Origin of the sequence: Cupriavidus sp. CuC1 (assembly GCF_044627735.1) — a bacterium.
GTDB classification, from domain to species: domain Bacteria; phylum Pseudomonadota; class Gammaproteobacteria; order Burkholderiales; family Burkholderiaceae; genus Cupriavidus; species Cupriavidus ulmosensis.
In genome coordinates this window covers 38,721-57,983 of the sequence record NZ_JBIUHC010000031.1, presented here as the reverse complement: position 1 = coordinate 57,983, position 19,263 = coordinate 38,721, and the positions used below count along the sequence as shown (strand labels likewise).

Genomic DNA, 19,263 nt, shown 5'->3' with positions numbered 1-19,263 from the left:
AAAATAACCAGATATTCTTGTTTTATTCGGCTGCGATCTTCGATGCCGAACCGACACTTTCCGTTTGTTTGCCGCCTAAGCCCTGTTGTCCCGCGAGAACACGCGCCATGGCAATCATGCTTCCGCAAGCTAGCAGGAGCGGTATCGACAAGACAACGCATACGAGGAGGTAAGGAAGATTCGAAACAACTATCAGGCCGATCAGTGCCGAACCGATAATCGAACCCAGTCTGCCGATCGAAACGGTCCAGCCACCGCCCGCCGCCCGAAACGCAGTGGGATAAAAGATTCCCGGTATGGTGTTGACGCATATCAGGGGACCTCCGATAGCCAGCCCTGCCAGGAAGACCGCGGCCGCATACCAAGGCGCCGCTTCTGACATACCGAGGGCTACTATGAGCACCGAACCCGCGCCAAACGAGGCTGATATGACTGCGGCGACGTTAAACCGACGAACCAGGATAGCGAAGAGGATCGCCCCGCCAAGCGCGCCAAACTGGAACATCGAGGACAATTGCGAAGCATCGTGCATCGATAGTCCGGCCTGCTTCAAATGCGTCGGGAGCCAACTTCCGATAAGAAAGAAAACTAGATATCCCGCGAATTCAGCAAACCATGTCAGCAGGGTTCCGAGTCGATACTCCTTCCCCAGGAGCGCACGGATTCCGGACCGCTTCCCACTCGGCGCGGCAAGAAAGAAGCGCATGCCAGAACAATCTACCGCCGGAAAGATCTTTGCCACAACGCGCTTCACCGCCGTGTCCGACTTGTTGCTTGCTACCAGATAAAGGGGGGACTCTGGAACCTGCCATACCAGGAGGATCACGACGCAAAGGGGCATTACACCACTCAATAGGAGCATGCCCCTCCACCCCAATGCACCAATTGCGAAGGAGGTCACAAAGCCAGCAGCGGCGGCTCCGAAGAGAAAGCCGCAATACATCGACGCGAGCATCGCGGAGCGCGAACGGTCTGGACTAAATTCCGCCACAAGAGCCGACGTGGCAGGCATCGCAGCCCCGATGCCTAGACCGGTTATGAATCGCCAAGAAATAAGCTGGACGATCGATTGAGCCTCGCAGGACGCAATGCCCGCAATGCCGAACCACGCAATCGCCACAATACTCACTACCCTGCGTCCAACGCGATCAGCCAGCGTCCCACCAACAATTGAGCCGATCAACAATCCAAATAGCCCAAATGCGACCAAAGGCGAGAGCGCTGCGCTCGAGAGTTTCCAACTCTGGCTGATGGCCGGCGCGATGAACCCAATCACAATTGTGTCAAAGCCCTCGATCGCGGTAGCTGCAAAACAGACAAGAAAGACCGCCCATTGCTTTTTCCCCATTGGCATTCGATTGAGGAATTCACGCATATCGCGACGAACATTTTCTGTACTTTCCATTACCTTTCCTTGGCGAACGGGAGATGGTTGAGAAAACCGGGGAGACCTCGATCTTGGGCTGTATTGGTCAAGTCACGATCGCGAGGACATATAGCGTCACATTCCTATAAGCGTCCACCGCGGCAGGTGAAACACACGGAAGCTGAAGACATTCGCTTCATCCCTGTTCCCCTCTCAGCGCTTCGAGGCGCGCTACCGCATGAACATCACGAAACCTGTACACAGAGTAGCAGTAAACTTTCCACTCGTAAAGCTTTGTATTGGTGGGATTATCCCTATGGGCTTTCTGTGCACTTGCTGGTGACATGAAATCCCGACGCCCCGCGTCTGGTACGTGCCGCGAAGTTTGTAAGTACTTAACGAAACTCGACGGTTCTGAAATAGGAAGTCCGAACGCAGCGAGGCGGCGTGGCTAGCACCGCCTTTGGAGGGAAGCTGCGGTGTAGAGCACCGGAGCAGCGGGGCTTCGATGGGAATGGCCTAAGGGGGGGGATGGCCTAAGCGTGGGGAATGCGTACACGAAAATTGGCCTGCAGCACTCACAGGCACGCAAACTCGCGTTCAAATTGGTGTCGGAAAGCCCCATTCCTCGCATCCGTTCGATGAGTAGCCGGGCTGGTGTAGAAACGATCACTTGGCGGGAAACGAGCGCCGTGCGCCGATGTCTATATAATACGTCCGTAAAGCGCACGTAGCGACTGCCCTCAACCGGCGGCAGCGATGCTACGGTGGTCGGATCGAACGCTAGCGACCACCGGTGCACCGGTGGAGAAACCTTATTCAGGAGGACAGATGGTGCGAAGTACGGATTCCAAGCAGAGCCAAGCCAGGAAGGGTCGGCGACCGCCCGAACTCCAACGCGCAGAACAGCAGCGAGCGCAGGAAACACGGACAGCAATCCTGAATGCAGCACTTTCCGAATTTGCATCGAAGGGATTCGGGGCTGCAAGCATTCGCAGCATCGCAGACCGAATCGGATTGCAGCATCCGCTGATCACTTACCACTACCGAACCAAGGACATCCTCTGGGAGGCGGTAGCCGAACATGTGTTCGATCGTATCAGCCACGAGTGGGAGGGATATCTGGAGGATGCTCCACCAGTCAGGGCCGCAGAGCGGGTGAGGCTGTTGTACCGTGCCCTATTCGAATTTACGGTGAATTTCCCTGAGTTTCATCGCTTTATGCTTCAGGAGTTCCTTGAGTATAGTCCGCGGCTTCAATGGCTCGCGGATACGATACTTCGGCCGCTGATTGATCGAGTGCTGCCGCAAATCCGAGAAGCGCAGGAGGAAGGCGTTCTGCCTAGAGTCGAGCCTATCATCCTCCATTATTTGATGATCAGCCTGACATCGACACTTTCCACTTTTGGCTCGGAAATGCTGGCGACCAACAAGCTTTCCGCATCCGACCCGGCCGTCGTCGACTCTTATTGGAGCACGGTTGAGGAACTGCTGTTTGGAATACGGGCCGGCGACAAGCCAAACCCGGGCGACACTGAAAGGAAACTTCCTCGTCAAACGCCCCAGCCAAACGACACGCGCCCCATGATCAAGGGGGTAGTCCGCAACTGAAACGAGCAGCACTTCACGCCGACCTTCAATTGCGATAAGCGCAAGCATAGTGCTGATATCGGCACTGCACCGGATCCAGCCGATGACGCTGGCGAAGGGCAGCACGAGAAGAGGCGACGACGTCGGGCGACCGTCCCCGTTGCGGCATCGGGCTCGGTCTCGCCTCACCGATGTCTCCAGCAAAGTTCGATGGTGCAAGGCCTGGCTTGCTACGACGGCCGATCAAGCCTCTACTCTAATGATCCAGGGCGTGCGAAGACGGGGGGCATCATGCGCTGCGCGACTTGTGGCTTCGATAATCTCGCGCTGGGAAACTTCTGCGAGGAGTGCGGCGGCAAGCTTGTACGAAGGTGCCCAAGCTGCGGCGAGGAAGTCAGCCTCATTGCAAAGTTCTGCCGCGCTTGTGGCGTTTCCCTGAACGACTTCGTTTCAGGGACGCTTGAGATACCTAGCGCCGAAGGCCTGGCTCCTGTTCACTACACGCCGCCCCATCTGGCAGAGCGGATCCTGGCTGAATTGGCGGCCATGGAAGCCAGGGGCGGGACGTTCGGTGAGCGCAAGACCATCACCGCGCTGTTCGCCGATATGGCTGGCTCCACAGCGTTGATCCAGGACCTGGACCCCGAGGAGGCGCGCCGCCTGATTGACCCCGTGGTGGCGCTGATGATGGAGGCCGTGCACCACTATGAGGGCTATGTCGCCAAGTTCCTGGGCGACGGTATCCTGGCTCTGTTCGGCGCCCCCATTGCCCACGAGGACCATGCGCTGCGAGCCCTTTACGCGGCGCTGCGCATGCAGGAGGCGATGCGCCGCCACAGTGACCGGGTTCGCCTGGACCGGGGCGTTCCGCTGGAGATCCGGGTCGGCATTCACTCCGGCGAGGTCGTTGTGCGCTCGATCCGCAAAGATGACCTGCACACCGACTACGATCCGGTAGGCCACACTATCCACATTGCGTCACGGATGGAAGGTATGGCCAGGCCAGCGTCCATCCTGATGAGTGCGGCCACCCACAAGCTGGCAGAGGGATACTTCGACTTCAAGGCCCTGGGGACCACACAGGTCAAGGGTGTCCGCGAACCTCTCGATGTGTATGAGGTACAGGGTCTCGGCGCCTTGCGCACACGGCTCCAAGTGGCAGCGCATCGCGGACTGGCAAAATTTGTGGGCCGCCAGGATGAGATGCAGCAACTGCAAAGCGCCGTGGCCCTAGCCAAGGAGGGACACGGACAAGTTGTCGGCGTGCAGGGAGAAGCTGGGGTAGGAAAATCCCGGCTATTCCACGAGTTCAAGGCGCGGTCACGTCAAGGCTGCCTCTTGCTAGAGACTTTCTCGGTTTCGCACGGCAAGGCCTTTGCCTATCTACCGTTGATTGAGCTCCTGAAAAACTATTTTCAGATTGCCTCGGAAGATAGTGACCGCAGTTGTCGCGAAAAAGTCGTGGGGAGACTGCTTACGTTGGAGCGTTCGCTGGAAGACCACCTGCCATACCTGCTCTACCTATTTGGCATCACTGAACCCGGTTCAGCGCTATCAAACATGGACACGACGATTCGGCGCAAGCGAACGTTTGATGCGATAGCAAACCTGCTGATCCGGGAAAGCCTCAATCAGCCGCTACTGCTTATTTTCGAAGACCTTCAATGGTTAGATAGCGAAACCACTGCGTTCCTCGACGTTTTCGTCGATTACGTGCCAGATGCGAGGATCGTCTTGCTGGTCAATTACCGACCGGAGCATACCCATGACTGGGCCGCCAAGCGCTACTACACGCAACTGCACCTGGAGCCATTGGGGCCAGCTGAGGCCCAAGGCTTGCTAACCGCCCTGCTTGGGGATGACCACAGCCTCGTTTCGCTTAAGCGGCTCATCCTTGAGAAGACCGAAGGCAACCCGTTCTTCATGGAAGAAGTCGTCCAGACCCTTTTTGAGGAAGGCGCCCTGCTCGGCCACCCTGGCTGTTACCGCGTCGAGGAAGCTCCCGCTCTTTTGCACATCCCAACGACTGTACAGGGGGTACTCGCAGCCCGCATCGACCGACTCCCCTTCGGGCACAAGGAACTGTTGCAAACACTAGCCGTGGTCGGGAAGGATTTCCCCTTGACGCTGGTTCAGCACATCACCGCACTCGCGCAAGACAAGCTGCGCCCGCTTCTGTCGGACCTGCAAGCAGCGGATTTCATCTACGAGCGCCCCGCCTACCCAGAGATCGAGTATGCATTCAAGCACGCCTTGACCCAGGAAGTCGCTGGCAATTCGCTGCTTTCCGAGCGTCGCTGCGCGCTGCACGAACGCACTGCACAAGCCATCGAAAAGCTATTCCAAAGTCGCTTGAAGGACTATTGCAGCGAGCTCGCCCACCACTACAGCCACAGCGGCAACATCCCAAAGGCTGTCGAATATCTACACTGCGCTGGCCAGCAAGCCCTGCAGCGTTCTGCCCTGACGGAGGCGATCCGCCAGCTATCCACAGCCATCGAGCTGCTAAAGCAATCGCCCGACAGCCCGGAGGGCGCGCGCCAGGAGCTTACGCTGCGACTGACTCTCGGCCCGGCCTTGGCGGCCGCGCGAGGCCAGGCCTCCCCAGAGGTGGAATCCAACTACAAGCGTGCGCTGGCAATGTGCGAACTGGAAGGGCAAACCCAATACATCTTCTCCGCTCTATTGGGCCTGTGGACGTTCTATCAGTTGCGCGCACAGTACGAGACAGCGAAATCGCTCGGGAAACGCCTGCTTGGCCTGGCCTTGAAGACCCGCAAGCCTGAGCATTTCGCAGAGGCGCATCGCGCTCTAGGCGCCACCGCTTTCCGTCTTGGCATGCTAGACGAGGCTCGCGCTCATATGGAGCAGGTGTTGATAATGCAGCGCCCAGACCAGACCCAGTACGACTTTCTCCTGGGTTACGGGCGTGACCCGGCTGTTCACGCCATGGCCGCGCTTGGATGGAACCTGTGGTACCTCGGCAAGCCGGACCTGGCCCTCTCGCATAGCCATAAGGCCGTTGCACTGGCCCGAACGCGCCCTGACGCCTACAACCTTGCCCTCTGCCTGATCTTCGCGGCCGAAGTCCATCAGTGTCGGGGCGAGTTCGAACTGACTCGCGAGTACGCCGAAGCCGCCATCGCGGTCTCGGATGAGCAAGGGCTTCCGTTCTATCAGGGATTGGGAGCAGTCCTGCAAGGCTGGGCGTTGGCCGAGGGGGGACGTCATGAAGATGGGATTGCCCGGATACACCATGGCCTGCGAGCATGTGAGACGACCGGTGCGGCGCTCGGAAGGCCAGGTCTGCTTGCCCTGCTGGCCGATGCTTATGCAAAAGCGGGTCAAGTCGTCGCCGGACTTGACCGGGTGGCCGAGGCACTCGTGCTGGCCGAAGAAACTGGGGAGCAAGTCGACGAAGCCAAGCTGCATAGGCTCAGGGGCGAATTGCTGCTCCGGCGAGCAAAAGATAGGCCCTCTACACTAGCGAGCCAAAACGAGGCTGAAGCGTGCTTTCACAAGGCGATTGCGGTGGCCCGTGCGCAGGGTGCCAGATCGTTGGAACTGCAAGCAACACTGAGCCTGGCAAGGCTATGGAGCCAACAAGGAAAGCTGGACGCAGCGCGCAATACGCTGGCTGATATCCATGGCAGCTTCATCGAGGGCTTCGACCTCGCCGACTGGAAGCAGGCCAAAGCCCTGCTCGATGATCTCGCCCGACAGTCGGACGCCAAGGCTACCTGAACGATCAGCCGTTCGCGTAGACGACCTTTGCCTTGCGTGCCTGGTTCTGCAGGCGGCTCAGTACATGCTGGACGGCGGAGATGGCGCTCTTTACGTCGGCCACCAGGCCGGGACTGCGAGGACCAAGTTCGCGCTCGATCAGATCGCGTTCCATTTGATCCGTCATCTTGATGTCGCTTTGCGTGTTCATGGCTTTCTTTCCTAGGGATTACCCTTATCGGGTTTTCCCTACTATAGCAAAGAAAATGACGCAACGCAGCATTAGGTGACAGTACGTATGCAGGAAGGCAACACTTCCGGGGGCAAGCGTCGAGCGACTTTGCTTGCGCGACGCGCCGAGACCCGCCGGCGCAAGACGTCCATGGCTGCAGTGCTAGCGCAGGCGTCGTCGATAGACGAGCGCCCCTTCAGCCTTTTGCCAAAACCTCCCGAATGGCACTCTCAAACGCTTCGACCGGCTGCCCGCCGCTTACCAGGTATTGGCCATTGAAGATAATCGAAGGCACGGAACGGATGCCCATGTCCTGGTAATGCTTCTCCATCTCGCGGACATCCGTCGCATACGAGTCGCCGGAAAGTACAGTGCGTGCCTTTTCGGGATCGAGGCCGGCCGCAGCCGCTGCCTCGATAAGGACCTCATGATTGCTGGCATCCTTGGACTCGGTGAAGTACGCGCGGAACAGCGCCATCTTCAACGGCAGCTGACGCCCCTCCAGGCTTGCCCAATGCAATAGCCGATGCGCGTCGAACGTGTTGTACACGCGGGTACGAGAGCCAAACTCAAAGCCGACGTCGGCGCCACGCTGCCGGATCATGGCCTGGCTCTGCACGATTTGCGCTTCGGTGCGGCCATACTTGCGCGCCATGTACTCCTGGATCGATTCGCCTCCCGGCCCCATGTCTGGATTGAGCTCAAATGGGCGCAGCGTGATATCTGCCGAAACCTCATCGCCAAGCTGCGCCAGCGCCTGTTGCAGTGAACTCAGCCCAACGGCGCACCACGGGCACGCGACGTCGGAGACAAAATCGATTTTCAGCGTTTTTTGCATGGTGTTTTCTCGGTATCAGTCCATCATTGCGCGACAGGGTAACTGCAATTCCCATGGGGTGCCGGACCTCACTCCCAGCAGGGTTTTCCCGAAAGGCAGCCTGGATCGGACACAATTAGACACCCGTCCGTGGCCCGCCGACCACAACGCACAGGTGCAGATCGGGAAACGTGCACCGCATCCACTCCTCAAGCGCCACGCCACGCGGTAATATCTACCCAACAGGTCATCGGCGCACGATGATCCATTCCCAGAGAAGGATTAAAGCGCATCATGGAAGAAGGCTCGGCAGCTCCACTTGAGATCGCCCCTTCCCTCCCCCTTGCCCCGAGTGACGTTCACGGCGCTCCGGAGGACTTCCTCGCCAGCGCCAGCGCCAACCTCGGCGCCAACGTGCAGCAGCTCTTCCTGAACCGTGAGGCCAGCCAGCTGGAGTTCCAGCGGCGCGTGCTCGCCCAGGCCGAGAATCAAGACATCCCGTTGCTGGAGCGATTGCGCTTCCTCTGTATTTTCAGCAGCAACCTGGACGAGTTCTTCGAAATCCGCGTTGCCGGCCTGAAGGAGAAGATCAAGCTGCAGGCGCCGGCGACCACCGGCCCGGACGGACTGGACGTGCGGCAGATCTACGCGCTTGTCAGCGCCCGCACCCACAAGCTGGTCGCGGAACAGTACCGCCTGTTCAACGAAGTGCTGGTCCCGGACCTGGACCGCCAGGGGATCCGCTTCCTGCGCCGGCCGCACTGGACGCAGGAACAGGGCGAGTGGATCCGCAGCTATTTCTTCCGTGAACTGATGCCGGTGCTCACCCCCATTGGCCTGGACCCGGCGCATCCGTTTCCGCGCGTGCTCAACAAGAGCCTGAACTTCGCCGTGGAGCTCGAAGGCAAGGATGCCTTTGGCCGGGAGGCGAACGCGGCCATCGTGCAGGCGCCCCGGGCCCTGCCCCGCGTGATCCTGCTGCCAAAGGAGATTTCCGGCTGCGAACACGGCTTCGTGTTCCTGTCTTCCATCCTGCATGCCCACGTCTGCGAGCTGTTTCCCGGCATGCGCGTGCGCGGCTGCTATCAGTTCCGCGTCACCCGCAACAGTGAACTGTTCGTCGACGAGGAAGAAATCAAGAACCTGCGCGATGCGTTGCAGGGCGAGCTGCCGCAGCGGCATTTTGGCGATGCGGTGCGGCTCGAGGTCGCGGACAACTGCTCCGAGGAGATGACCCGCTTCCTGCAGAACCAGTTCGGCCTGGAGGATGCCGAGGTGTTCTCGGTGAATGGCCCGGTCAACCTGGTGCGCTTGCTGCCGGTCCCGGACAGCGTGGACCGCGACGACCTGAAGTACCCGCCGTGCCGGCCCGGCCTGCCCAAGGCGCTGCAGGACCAGCCCGACATGTTCCGCGCCATCCGCGACGGCGATATCCTGCTGCACCATCCCTACCAGTCGTTTTCGCTCGTGGTGGATTTCATCCGCCAGGCCGCGGAAGACCCGGAGGTGATGGCCATCAAGCAGACGGTGTACCGCGCCGGCAACGACTCGGCACTGCTGGAAGCGCTGATCGGCGCCGCGCGCAGGGGCAAGGAGGTCAGCGTGGTGGTGGAGCTGCTGGCCCGCTTCGACGAGCAGGCCAATATCAACTGGGCAGCCCAGCTTGAAGAAGCCGGCGCGCATGTGGTGTACGGCGTGGTTGGCTACAAGGCCCACGCCAAGATGGCCATGGTGGTGCGGCGCGAAGGGAAGAAACTCAGGCGCTACGCGCATATCGGCACCGGCAACTATCACTCGCAGACGGCCAGGAGCTTCACGGACTTCGGCCTGTTTACCTGCAAGGAAGCCATCGTCGACGATGTAGCCAACGTGTTCTCCCAACTGACCGGGCTTGGCCACCCCGGCACTCTGGCGCACTTCTGGCAATCACCGTTCACCATGCACACGGCGCTGCTCGAAGCCATCCGCCGCGAAGGCAAGCACGCCAAGGCTGGCCGCAAGGGATTGATCATCGCCAAGATGAACGCCTTGCTGGAGCCAAAGATCATCCAGGCCCTGTACCAGGCATCCTGCGACGGCGCCCGGATCGAACTGATCGTGCGCGGGGCCTGCGCATTGCGTCCCGGCGTTCCGGGCCTGTCCGAGAATATCCGGGTGCGCTCCGTGCTTGGCCAGTTCCTGGAACATGCGCGGATCTTCTACTTCTACAACGACAAGGCCGAAGACGTGCGGCTATCGAGCGCCGACTGGATGGACCGCGACTTCTTCCGGCGCATCGAGGTGTGCTTCCCCGTGCTGGACAAAGCCCTCAAGGATCGCGTGATCGAGGAAGGCCTGAAGGTCTACCTCAAGGACAACCGCGACACCTGGGAAATGGACGCGGACGGCAACTACCGGCGCAAGCGGGGTCGCCAGCCGGTATCTGCACAGAGCAAGCTGATCGCCGCGCTGTCGTGAGGCCTCTGCCGGGACGGCCGGCCATGCCATAAACTCTGGCCTCAGCCTCCCCCAAGGCACCCGAGACCGGATCCCCGACGCCCATGCCAAGCTCCCCCGCTGCCCGCCTGGCGGCCAGTACCGCTGCCAGCCTGCGTTTCGACCTGACCACCATGCGCCTGTTCATCGCCACCGCGGAGCTGGGTGGCATCACGCGTGGCGCGGAGCAACTGTGCCTGGTGCCGGCCGCCGCGTCACGGCGCATTCGCGAGCTGGAGGCGCAGCTCGGCCTGCCGCTGTTCGAGCGCCGCCCGCATGGCATGGCGCTGACCGATGCGGGCCGCGCGATGCTGGCGCATGCGCGCAGCCTGATCCATGCCGTTGGCCGGATGCAGGACGACGCCGCCGCGTTCCTGCACGGCGACCGGGGAGTGATCCGGATCGCCGCCTGTACATCGGCCGTGGTGCAGTTCCTGCCCGCCGACCTTGGCCGCTGCCATGCGGCGTGGCCGGACATCAAGGTGGACCTGCAGGAGCTCAACAGCGTGGGTGTGATCCAGGCGGTCAAGCGCGGGCTGGCGGACGTCGGCGTCTTCGAGAGCACGGTCGGGCCAATCGCGTTGCCCACGCTGCCCTATCGCGAGGACCGGCTGGTGCTGGTGGCGCACCACGCGCATGCGCTCGCTGGCCTGCGCAAGGTGACCATCGATGACCTGCTGGCCCATGAAGTGATCGGCCTGACCGAAGGCGCCTCCATCTCCATCACGCTCGGCCGGCTGGCAGTGGCGGCCAGCCGGCCCTTGCGCATGCGCGTTCGCGTGGGCAGTTTCGACAGCATGATCGCAATGATCGCCGGACAGATCGGCATCGGCATCATGCCGGCGTCGGTGGCCGCGATGTTCGCGCGCGGCAAGGCATTCCGGCACCTCGCCATCGACGAGACATGGGCATGCCGGCGCTTCGTGCTGTGCCACCAGCCGCAGACGGAGCTATCCTCCGCCGCCCGGGCCCTGATACCGCTGCTGGCGGGGGTGGATTCACCAAATGTGAACGCAGGAACGCCGAAAGGTTGATGGCCGGCGGTGCCTGGTGCCGGCATAGTGCGGGGCAGGAATCACGATAAGCGCGCCCATGACGGCGCGCGACGGCCAGGAGACTCCCCATGCAAACACCTCGCGCGCGGTTGCGCGCCCTCTGCGCAGTGTCCCTGCTCGGGCTCTGCGCGCAAGCCTTCGCCGCCTACCCCGACAAGCCTGTCCGCGTGAATGTCGGCGCCCCGCCGGGCGGCGGCACCGATGTGGTGGCGCGCCTGTTCGCGGACAAGATGAGCGGCCCCATGGGGCAACCCATGCTGGTCGACAACCGCCCCGGCGCGGCCAACACCATCGCCGCGGACCTCACCGCCAAGGCGCCGGCCGATGGCTACACGCTGCTGGCCGCGACCAATTCGCCGCAGGTGATCGCGCCCCAGCTGATGCGGCTGAACTTCGACCCGCTCAAGGACCTGACGCCGATCGGCCTGGCCCTGGTGGTCCCGCACGTGCTGCTGGTAGCGCCGCAGGTCAATGTCGACAGCGTGGCGTCCCTGGTCGCGCAGATCAAGGCGCAGCCCGGCAAGTTCAGCTACGCCAGCTCGGGCATTGGCAGCGTGCAGCACATGGCTGCGGAACTGTTCATGAAGGCCACTGGCACGCAGATGGTCCACGTACCGTACAAAGGCAGTTCGCAGGCCCATGTGGACCTGATGGCGGGCCAGGTGCAGATCATGCTGGATACATCGTCCTCGGCCATGCCGCATATCCGCTCGGGCAGGCTGCGCGCGCTGGCTGTGACCACGCCCAAGCGGGCGTCCGCGCTGCCGGATGTGCCAACGCTGCAGGAGCTCGGCATCAAGGGCGCGGACATGAGCACGTGGTACGCGTTCTACGCGCCACGCCAGACCCCCGCGCCCGCGCTGGAACGCCTGACCCGGGAATTCAATGCCGCCCTGCAACTGCCCGAGGTACAGGGCAAGCTGCGCGGCCTTGGCGGCGATCCCGGCACGCTCTCGCGCGAGCAGTTCATCCAGCTGCAGAGAGCGGACTATGACCGCTTCGGCAAGCTGATCCGAGACCAGAACATCAAGATGGATTAAGTGAATCAAGCCATGGCCACGCTGCCCCGTATTGCACTGTTTATTGGCGACCCCGCCGGCATCGGCCCCGAGATCGTCGCGCGCCTGCTGGCCGACCCGCAACTGCCCGCGCGGGCCAGCGTGGCGCTGATCGCCAGCCGCGCCGCGCTGGCGGCCGGCGCACACGCGGCCGGCGTTGCACTGCCGCAAGCGTCCTACTGGCTGGAGATCATCGACTGGCCCGGCACGGGCGCCACGTTCACGCCCGGCCAGGCCACTCGCGAGAATGGCGCCTTCATGCTGGAGGGCCTGACCCTGGGCGCGCGCATGGTGAGCGAAGGCCGCGCGGATGCGCTGTGCTTTGGCCCGCTCAACAAGGGTGCGATGCGCCTGGGCGGCATGCACGAAGAAGACGAGATGCGCTGGTTTGCCAAGTTGCTGGACTACCAGGGCCGCTGCGGCGAATTCAACGTGCTCGACAAACTCTGGACGGCACGCGTGACCTCCCACGTGCCGCTCAAGGAAGTGTCGTCATTGCTGACGCCCGCCGGCATCGACGGCGCGATCCGCATGCTGACCGATGCCTTGAAGGCCGCTGGCAATTCCGCGCCGCGCATCGGCGTTTGCGGGTTGAACCCGCATAACGGCGACAACGGCAACTATGGCAGCGAGGAGGGCGACATCATCGCCCCCGGCATCGAGCAGGCGCGCACCGCCGGCTATCCCGCCGAAGGCCCCTATCCCGCCGACACCATCTTTGTGCGGGCCCGCAACGGCCACCTGGACGGCATCGTCACCATGTACCACGACCAGGGGCAGATCGCGACCAAGCTGTTGGGGTTCGAGGTAGGCGTCACCGTGGAGGGCGGCCTGCCCATCCCCGTGACCACGCCGGCTCATGGCACCGCCTACGACATCGTCGGCCTCGGCAATGCCAACGGCGCCGCCATGTCCAATGCCTTTGACCTGGCATGCCGGATGGGCGCGAGCCACCGGGCGGGCCGGGGGGCGTAGAAAAGTGGCGGCGCGGCGCAATGTGCTGCGCCGCATCGATACGCATGGCACCTGGCCTGGACAACTGCAAACAATTGTCTCGCCCCCCGGTGCCATCATTTGCCCGAGGTCGGCCACCCGCCTGGCTTTGCGGCAAGTGCGAGCCCAGCCCCCCTACTATTGAGTGATATCGCGCCGACTGTGATCTTGCGCATACTCGCACCTTCCTGAACCACTCGCCCCCAACAGGGCGCGCAGCGAGGTGCCTGTGTTAATCATCATTTACTGCAGCTACGCAATCGCGTTCATCTTCGCGCTATGGCGAGGGGCACGCTGGGTGGAAAAACACCACCCGGCGTTCCGCGACGACCGTGCTGCAAGACCAGGCACGGACGCACCCGACGAGGTCCTGGAGAAAGACCTGCCGGCGAACCAGCGCCGCCGTCACGGAACGCGGGCCGCCGGGCACGGCCGCGTGCCCCAGCGTCCGGGCGCAGGCGCCGCTGCCTGCATGGTGTTGTAGACGCACCGGCTCGATCTGAAACCGAATGTCCTGTCTCACGAGACCACACCACCCCGGCCGAAGGCCCCGGATAAGAACCTGCCGCCCTGCCTCGCTACAGTTCGCGCGAAGCTGCCAACGCCGGCGTTTCCGCCACCCTGCTTCCGATCACGCGACATGCTTCCAATAGCGGTTCGACGTATGCCTTTATGGGATCGGGATCTTGCCGAAAACGCAGGGTGCTAACGCTCACGGCCGCAATCGGCTGTCCTCGGTGGCCCAGTATGGGAGCGCCGAAACAATAGATGCCTGCCTCGTTCTCCTCATCATCCACCGACCAACCCTGGCTTCGAAACGTCTCCAGCTGCGCTTTCAATGCGTCCAGACTGGTCACCGTGTTGGCGGTGTAGCGATGCAGGGATAAATTTTGCAGCAAGCCCTGGCGACCAACGTTGTCCAGCATCGACATATATGCCTTTCCGACCGCCGTCGAATGCATCGAGACGGCCGTGCCAATGCGCGATGCCATGCGAACCGCGCTAGTGCTTTCGAGTTTCTCGATATAGATCATGGTGACACCGTCAGGTACCGCCAGGTGCACTGTTTCGCCGGTGATATCGCGCAAGGTCTTCAGGGCATCGACTGCCGCCAGGCGCAGGTCGGAGCGTGACCAGCTCCGGCTGGCCAGTTGCATCAGCCGCGGCCCAAGCGCGAGCGTGCCGTCGCGACCGCTCTCGCAGAGCATGCCTTCCGCTACCAGGGCAGCCACGATCCGGTGGACGGTCGGGCGGGGATAACCGCTCAATCTGGCCAGTGCGGCGATGGTCATGGGCTCGTCGGCATCAGCCACGTACTGCAATACCAGCATGAACTTCGAGAAAGCAGCCGTGCCGGCCACCTTGGTGGTCGAATCGCTCTCGCGAGGCAAGGAATTCGGCATGGGAAGAACAGGAAGCCAGAGGTCCGAAGGATAGCCATTATCACCGATTTGATACCGGGCAAAGCATGCGAGAGGCTGCCCGTGGCTACCAGGCAGCTGCCTTCGCGCTCACCGATGTGACGTCCCAGGTGGCTCTTGCAACAGATCGCGAGCGGGCTGGCACCACCCGCGGCGTATCAACGTGCCGTTGGCCCGGTATCTTTGAATCGAGTCCATGCGGCAGCAAACGCAGCAGCACGCTCGCCCACGGTGCGGGCATCGAATCCTGGCTTGTAGAGCGCGGACCCAAGGCCGAAACCCGTGGCTCCAGCCGCGATATATGGCTCCATCGCTTGCGGCGTAATGCCACCTACCGGGAGGAACCGGGTTCCTTCGGGGAACACAGTGGACCACGCCCTTAGCACTGCAGGCGTCATGGCCTCGGCCGGAAAAAGCTTCAATGCGTCGGCGCCATTCTTCAATGCCGCGAACCCCTCCGTCGGTGTCGCAACGCCTGGCGCACAAGCCATGCCCGCAGCCTTGGCCGCGCGCACGATCTCGGCGTCGCTGTGCGGCATGACCACCAGGCGTCCACCAGCCCTGCCGATCACCCCTACCTGGTCAGCTTGGGTCACGGTACCGGCACCAACCAGAATATCGGGACCCAACGCCTGCGCGAGGCGGCGAATGCTCTCAATCGGCTCGGGCGAGTTAAGCGGCACCTCGATGATCGTGAAGCCATTCGCGACGAGGACCTGACCGATCGGAACGACTTCATCGGGCGTGACACCCCGCAGGATCGCGACAAGGGGAAATCGATCGAGAAATGGTTGCATTATGGTGCGCTACCCGTTGTTGACGCTAGATGTGAGCTAGATGTGCACTGTGCCGATGAGTCCTGCCTCGCTTGCGATGCACCAGAGCCCGGCCGGCGCCGCCCCATCTATCTCGGGAACGTCGTGGATGCCAAAGCCCGCCAGTGCCCTACGATAGCGAGCACCCAATCGGGCCTCACCAATCATCGCGATGCGCGGCGTTGACATGGCCAGGGCGCAGCGTAACTCGTCGCCGATCAGCAAGCCGGACAGATAGTCAAGACTGGCAGATCCCGGCAACGCGCCGAGCAGCACACGTGCGCGCGCCGAGAACAAGAGAGGAGCGATGCCATCCTTGCTTTCCCGTGCTGAAGCCACACCGTCGTCGAATGCGGCTTCGTCTGACAATGTCCTGGCAGCGCCTTCCCGCGCAAATCGCCCGAGTATCGAATGATCGCGCAGTATCGCGAACAGCTCACCGGTCATGAAGGTCTGAAATCCGGCAATGCAACCGTCGGACAAATCGACCCACTTGCTATGTGTACCGGGGAGTAGCAACCGAACGCCGTCACGTAGTGCCGGGCGCAATGCCAATGCACCGAAAATCTGCGTCTCTTCCCCGCGCATGACCTCAGGTCGTGGTCCGTCAATCGAGATACCGGGCACGATATGCATCGAGCCGCCATCCTCTAAGGGGATCTCCAGCAAGCCGGCTGCCATTTGAGCCGGGCCAGCGGCCCCTTCACAGTAGGGCGCTTCTCGCCAGCCTTGCGTGCTGCCGACCATCCCGGATGCGATCGCGGGCAAGCCCGGTGCAGCCCGCCGCCAGTCTCCCGCGACCTGTTCGAAGGCATCGGGAAAGCCGCCTGGCGGGACGTGCATGACACCCAGCGGGGCCGCGCGTTGCTCGAGCACGATCCCTTGATCGCCGAGCAAGAAAGCGCGCAGGGATGACGTGCCCCAATCCAGCGCGATCACCCGTGCTGCATCGATCGCGTTCATGACCGCACCGCCAGGAAAAAAAACAGCGTGGCATCGCGATCCACCTCTTGGCGTTCATGGATTACGTCACTCATTATTCCTTCCCTTTGCAAAATGGATCGGACATCCGGCGTCCCGCACCGCGTTGCACGCTCAGGCAGCCAGGTAGCCGCCGTCGACCGGCAGGATGACCCCTGTAATGAAGGCGGACGCGGGAGCGCAAAGGAAGGCCACAGCGTCTGCGATGTCCTCGGGCTGGCCCCAGCGACCCAGCGGCGTGCGCTGCAATATGGAGCCGCTGCGCGCCTGGTCTTCCTGCAGCGCCTGAGTAAGCGGCGTGGCGATCCATCCTGGCGCGACGGCGTTCACACGAATGCCGTCAGAAGCATAGGCCAATGCAAGCGACTTTGTCAGCTGCGCAATGCCCCCCTTGCTGGCGGCATATCCCGGGACCAATGCGCCCCCGAAGAAGCTGAGCATCGAAGCCGTATTCACGATGACGCCGCGCCGCGCAGCCAACAAGGGACGGGCGCCGCTGCAAATACGCATCGTGCCGGTCAGATTCACCGCGACAACCTGCTCAAACACCGCCACGTCATGCTCCGCGCCGCGACGAATAATGCCGGCACAATTCACCAGGATGTCCAACGTGGCCAGTTTCCGGAATAGTGCAGCAACATCGGCGTCGTTGCTCACGTCCGCGAGGGTGACGTCAACGCGGGCGTCTAGCGAGCCGTCACCTTGATCGATACCAACTGCTGTAACGCTGGCACCGAGCGAAGCAAGGACATTGGCCACTGCGGCACCAATGCCCTGGGTCGCACCGGTGACAAGGGCATGCTTGCCCTTGAAGAGGTCAGGCTGAAAAGTCATGATGATCCGAACGAAAGCTGTGGCGGGCAGCAGTCAACCCAGCGCCCTGCCGCTGTTTGAAAAGTCACTGGTGCAGGCCGATCTTGCCGATCAGGGATTTGAAGTAAGCGTTGTCCTTCGCGATCGCGGCCCTGAACTCGTCCTGGTCCGCATAGGAAAAGCCCAGGTTCTGCTTATCCATCATGTCCCTGAGCGCGGGCTCCCGGACGGTCTTGGCGATCGATTCGCGAAGCACGCTCACCACTTCTGGCGGTGTGTTAAGCGGCACGGCAACGCCGCGCCAGGTGCCAATGGACAAGTCCACCTTGCTTTCCTTCAACGTCGGCACGGCCTCAAAGCCCTTCACTCGCTTGTCGGACATGACCGCCAGCGTCTTCAGCTTGCCAGCGGCTACATAGGGATAGACTTCAGCGGGACTCACTGTCACCGCGTCGATATGGCCACCCAGCAAGGCGAGGACCGCGGGATTCCCGCCCTGGAAAGGAATGTGATTGAACCTGGTGCCGGTCTTGTCTTCAAGCGCGGCTGCGGCGAGGTGCCAGATCGATCCATTGCCGGCATTCCCGACCCGGATCGCGCCCGGATCCTTTCGGGCAGCATCGAGGAACGCCTCCACGGTCGTGTAGGGTGAATCGCTGCGCACGGTGATTGCTGAAGGGTCGGCGTTCAGTCGCGCAACCGGCGTGAGGTTTTCGTATGTGAGCTTGGTCAGCCCAAGGTGCGGAACAATCGTGATGTCGGCCGTCAGAAGGGACAGCTTGTAGCCATCGGGCTTCGCGTTGGCCACCTCCGCCCAGCCGATCGCCCCGCTTGCGCCAGGCTTGTTCACCACAATCACGTTCTGCGGCAGGTGTTTTCGCGAAGATTCCACAAACGCTCGTGCCAACGCATCCGTTCCGCCACCCGCCTGGAAGGGCACCACCAACTCGATAGCGTGAGTGGGATAGGCAGTGCTCTGCGCGTGAGCCAGGGTGGCAGCGCTGCCCAGCAGCGCCACTCCCAAGTGAAGTCCACAATAGAAGCGAAAGGCGATTTTTTTCACAGGACTTGTCTCCATTGCTCTTTTAGGATGATCTTGGTTTGCTGCGATACCAGTCGGACCCGCATACCCCGATAGCGCGGCAGCCTCGGCGCCGATGCCGGCCGCGCCGCCAGTGATGACGATCACGCTTTCCTGAAAATCGTAGTGCGCACGAGATTGCTTCATCGCTACCGAATGAATTGCTCGACGTAGTCGGCCCCCAGGCCGATCGCCTCAAAGTGCTTTCGACACAATTCGATCTTGGTGAACACGTCTTCGTAGCCCATGCCTTTCCCCCATGGATCCGTGTAGTACATGACCCCGTTGACTTGGAAGTACGTGATCATCTCTTCCACGTCGGGTGGCACGTACAGCGTGTGCGTCTCGCCCGGCGGCTCAAAGACATAGCTGCCTTCCGTCGCTTCCCAGTCGTGCTCGAGATATTTCCAACGGCCCTTGAGAACGAACCCGTGGACAGCCTGCGGATGACGATGGCGGCTTAGGACCCCGGACTTGCGCACGCGCAGCAGGTTCATCCAATAGCCTTGGCTCGCATTCAGGCACAGCGGACGAAACCAGACGTTTTCCGCCTGCGGCACCCACAGGCGCTCGTCAGCGGGGATGGCGTGCGGCACGACGATTTCAGGCCGCGCATCCCTCGGGTTGGGAAATTGGTATGGAGTAAGCGGTTCAGTGTCAGGTGTATCGAGTGGCATGCCGTTGTCCATATTGTGGATATCATGACTACAATATGGACAGATTTTAGAAGACGGACTTCGATCCGGAAAAGGAGGGTTTTCCCTCGCCGGTTACGAATGCGTGCATTCGTTGCGAGTCCTGCCCCACAAGCCGCCGATAGCCTGAAATGGCGCACGCGAGCCA

Annotated in this window: 15 protein-coding genes; 6 read left to right on the top strand and 9 right to left on the bottom strand. The window is 61.8% G+C overall.

Features of this window, described 5'->3' with window-relative positions:
• Nucleotides 1–22: 22 nt before the first annotated feature.
• The gene (locus tag ACGLHR_RS15845) at nt 23–1,405 is read right to left on the bottom strand and encodes an MFS transporter (protein ID WP_400095059.1); all 1,383 of its coding nucleotides are present in this window, start codon (nt 1,403–1,405) and stop codon (nt 23–25) included.
• Nucleotides 1,406–2,197: 792 nt separating this feature from the next.
• On the opposite strand from ACGLHR_RS15845, the gene ACGLHR_RS15840 reads away from it, so the two are divergent.
• Complete coding sequence (locus tag ACGLHR_RS15840; protein WP_318237816.1) at nt 2,198–2,977, top strand: TetR/AcrR family transcriptional regulator; 780 nt, start codon at nt 2,198–2,200, stop codon at nt 2,975–2,977.
• Nucleotides 2,978–3,247: 270 nt separating this feature from the next.
• Nucleotides 3,248–6,700 (top strand): adenylate/guanylate cyclase domain-containing protein, encoded by a 3,453-nt coding sequence (locus ACGLHR_RS15835; RefSeq protein ID WP_400095082.1) that lies wholly within the window; start codon nt 3,248–3,250, stop codon nt 6,698–6,700.
• Nucleotides 6,701–6,704: 4 nt separating this feature from the next.
• Here the strand turns inward: ACGLHR_RS15835 and ACGLHR_RS15830 are convergent, their stop codons facing one another.
• Nucleotides 6,705–6,890 (bottom strand): hypothetical protein, encoded by a 186-nt coding sequence (locus ACGLHR_RS15830; protein ID WP_400095057.1) that lies wholly within the window; start codon nt 6,888–6,890, stop codon nt 6,705–6,707.
• Between the two features lie 217 nt (nt 6,891–7,107).
• On the bottom strand, nt 7,108–7,749 hold the full coding sequence (locus ACGLHR_RS15825) for a DsbA family oxidoreductase (protein ID WP_400095055.1): 642 nt from the start codon (nt 7,747–7,749) through the stop codon (nt 7,108–7,110).
• Between the two features lie 273 nt (nt 7,750–8,022).
• Between ACGLHR_RS15825 and ppk1 the strand changes: the two genes are divergently transcribed.
• The 4 genes from ppk1 (at nt 8,023) to ACGLHR_RS15805 (ending at nt 13,291) form a co-directional block, all read left to right on the top strand.
• On the top strand, nt 8,023–10,185 hold the full coding sequence (gene ppk1, locus ACGLHR_RS15820) for a polyphosphate kinase 1 (protein WP_318237819.1): 2,163 nt from the start codon (nt 8,023–8,025) through the stop codon (nt 10,183–10,185).
• 83 nt (nt 10,186–10,268) lie between these two features.
• Nucleotides 10,269–11,237 carry a LysR family transcriptional regulator gene (locus tag ACGLHR_RS15815; RefSeq protein WP_400095053.1) on the top strand — a complete coding sequence of 323 codons (969 nt, stop codon included), beginning with the start codon at nt 10,269–10,271 and terminating at the stop codon, nt 11,235–11,237.
• An 89-nt stretch (nt 11,238–11,326) separates the two neighbouring features.
• The gene (locus tag ACGLHR_RS15810) at nt 11,327–12,298 is read left to right on the top strand and encodes a Bug family tripartite tricarboxylate transporter substrate binding protein (protein ID WP_400095051.1); all 972 of its coding nucleotides are present in this window, start codon (nt 11,327–11,329) and stop codon (nt 12,296–12,298) included.
• Nucleotides 12,299–13,291 carry a 4-hydroxythreonine-4-phosphate dehydrogenase PdxA gene (locus tag ACGLHR_RS15805; protein WP_400095049.1) on the top strand — a complete coding sequence of 331 codons (993 nt, stop codon included), beginning with the start codon at nt 12,299–12,301 and terminating at the stop codon, nt 13,289–13,291.
• Between the two features lie 596 nt (nt 13,292–13,887).
• Here ACGLHR_RS15805 and ACGLHR_RS15800 read toward each other — a convergent pair.
• From ACGLHR_RS15800 to ACGLHR_RS15775, 6 genes are all read right to left on the bottom strand, one after another.
• Complete coding sequence (locus ACGLHR_RS15800) at nt 13,888–14,712, bottom strand: IclR family transcriptional regulator (protein ID WP_400095047.1); 825 nt, start codon at nt 14,710–14,712, stop codon at nt 13,888–13,890.
• Nucleotides 14,713–14,888: 176 nt separating this feature from the next.
• Complete coding sequence (locus tag ACGLHR_RS15795; protein WP_400095045.1) at nt 14,889–15,527, bottom strand: 2-dehydro-3-deoxy-6-phosphogalactonate aldolase; 639 nt, start codon at nt 15,525–15,527, stop codon at nt 14,889–14,891.
• A 36-nt stretch (nt 15,528–15,563) separates the two neighbouring features.
• Complete coding sequence (locus tag ACGLHR_RS15790) at nt 15,564–16,508, bottom strand: 2-dehydro-3-deoxygalactonokinase (RefSeq protein ID WP_400095044.1); 945 nt, start codon at nt 16,506–16,508, stop codon at nt 15,564–15,566.
• A gap of 132 nt (nt 16,509–16,640) precedes the next feature.
• Nucleotides 16,641–17,360, bottom strand: coding sequence for an SDR family NAD(P)-dependent oxidoreductase (locus ACGLHR_RS15785; RefSeq protein WP_400095042.1), 720 nt, complete (start codon nt 17,358–17,360; stop codon nt 16,641–16,643).
• Nucleotides 17,361–17,424: 64 nt separating this feature from the next.
• Entirely contained in the window at nt 17,425–18,567 is a 1,143-nt protein-coding gene (locus ACGLHR_RS15780) for a Bug family tripartite tricarboxylate transporter substrate binding protein (RefSeq protein WP_400095040.1), read from the bottom strand.
• A gap of 2 nt (nt 18,568–18,569) precedes the next feature.
• Nucleotides 18,570–19,097, bottom strand: a complete 528-nt coding sequence (locus tag ACGLHR_RS15775; protein WP_400095038.1) for a 2,4'-dihydroxyacetophenone dioxygenase family protein — start codon at nt 19,095–19,097, stop codon at nt 18,570–18,572.
• Nucleotides 19,098–19,263 lie beyond the last annotated feature (166 nt).

What these genes read in the sequence shown, in the direction of transcription:
- ACGLHR_RS15845 (WP_400095059.1), bottom strand. Translation starts at nt 1,405, where the DNA reads ATGGAAAGTACAGAAAATGTTCGTCGCGATATGCGTGAATTCCTCAAT.
- ppk1 (WP_318237819.1), top strand. Translation starts at nt 8,023, where the DNA reads ATGGAAGAAGGCTCGGCAGCTCCACTTGAGATCGCCCCTTCCCTCCCC.
- ACGLHR_RS15835 (WP_400095082.1), top strand. Translation starts at nt 3,248, where the DNA reads ATGCGCTGCGCGACTTGTGGCTTCGATAATCTCGCGCTGGGAAACTTC.
- ACGLHR_RS15830 (WP_400095057.1), bottom strand. Translation starts at nt 6,890, where the DNA reads ATGAACACGCAAAGCGACATCAAGATGACGGATCAAATGGAACGCGAT.
- ACGLHR_RS15775 (WP_400095038.1), bottom strand. Translation starts at nt 19,097, where the DNA reads ATGCCACTCGATACACCTGACACTGAACCGCTTACTCCATACCAATTT.
- ACGLHR_RS15840 (WP_318237816.1), top strand. Translation starts at nt 2,198, where the DNA reads ATGGTGCGAAGTACGGATTCCAAGCAGAGCCAAGCCAGGAAGGGTCGG.
- ACGLHR_RS15825 (WP_400095055.1), bottom strand. Translation starts at nt 7,749, where the DNA reads ATGCAAAAAACGCTGAAAATCGATTTTGTCTCCGACGTCGCGTGCCCG.
- ACGLHR_RS15800 (WP_400095047.1), bottom strand. Translation starts at nt 14,712, where the DNA reads ATGCCGAATTCCTTGCCTCGCGAGAGCGATTCGACCACCAAGGTGGCC.
- ACGLHR_RS15810 (WP_400095051.1), top strand. Translation starts at nt 11,327, where the DNA reads ATGCAAACACCTCGCGCGCGGTTGCGCGCCCTCTGCGCAGTGTCCCTG.
- ACGLHR_RS15780 (WP_400095040.1), bottom strand. Translation starts at nt 18,567, where the DNA reads ATGAAGCAATCTCGTGCGCACTACGATTTTCAGGAAAGCGTGATCGTC.
- ACGLHR_RS15790 (WP_400095044.1), bottom strand. Translation starts at nt 16,508, where the DNA reads ATGAACGCGATCGATGCAGCACGGGTGATCGCGCTGGATTGGGGCACG.
- ACGLHR_RS15815 (WP_400095053.1), top strand. Translation starts at nt 10,269, where the DNA reads ATGCCAAGCTCCCCCGCTGCCCGCCTGGCGGCCAGTACCGCTGCCAGC.
- ACGLHR_RS15795 (WP_400095045.1), bottom strand. Translation starts at nt 15,527, where the DNA reads ATGCAACCATTTCTCGATCGATTTCCCCTTGTCGCGATCCTGCGGGGT.
- ACGLHR_RS15785 (WP_400095042.1), bottom strand. Translation starts at nt 17,360, where the DNA reads ATGACTTTTCAGCCTGACCTCTTCAAGGGCAAGCATGCCCTTGTCACC.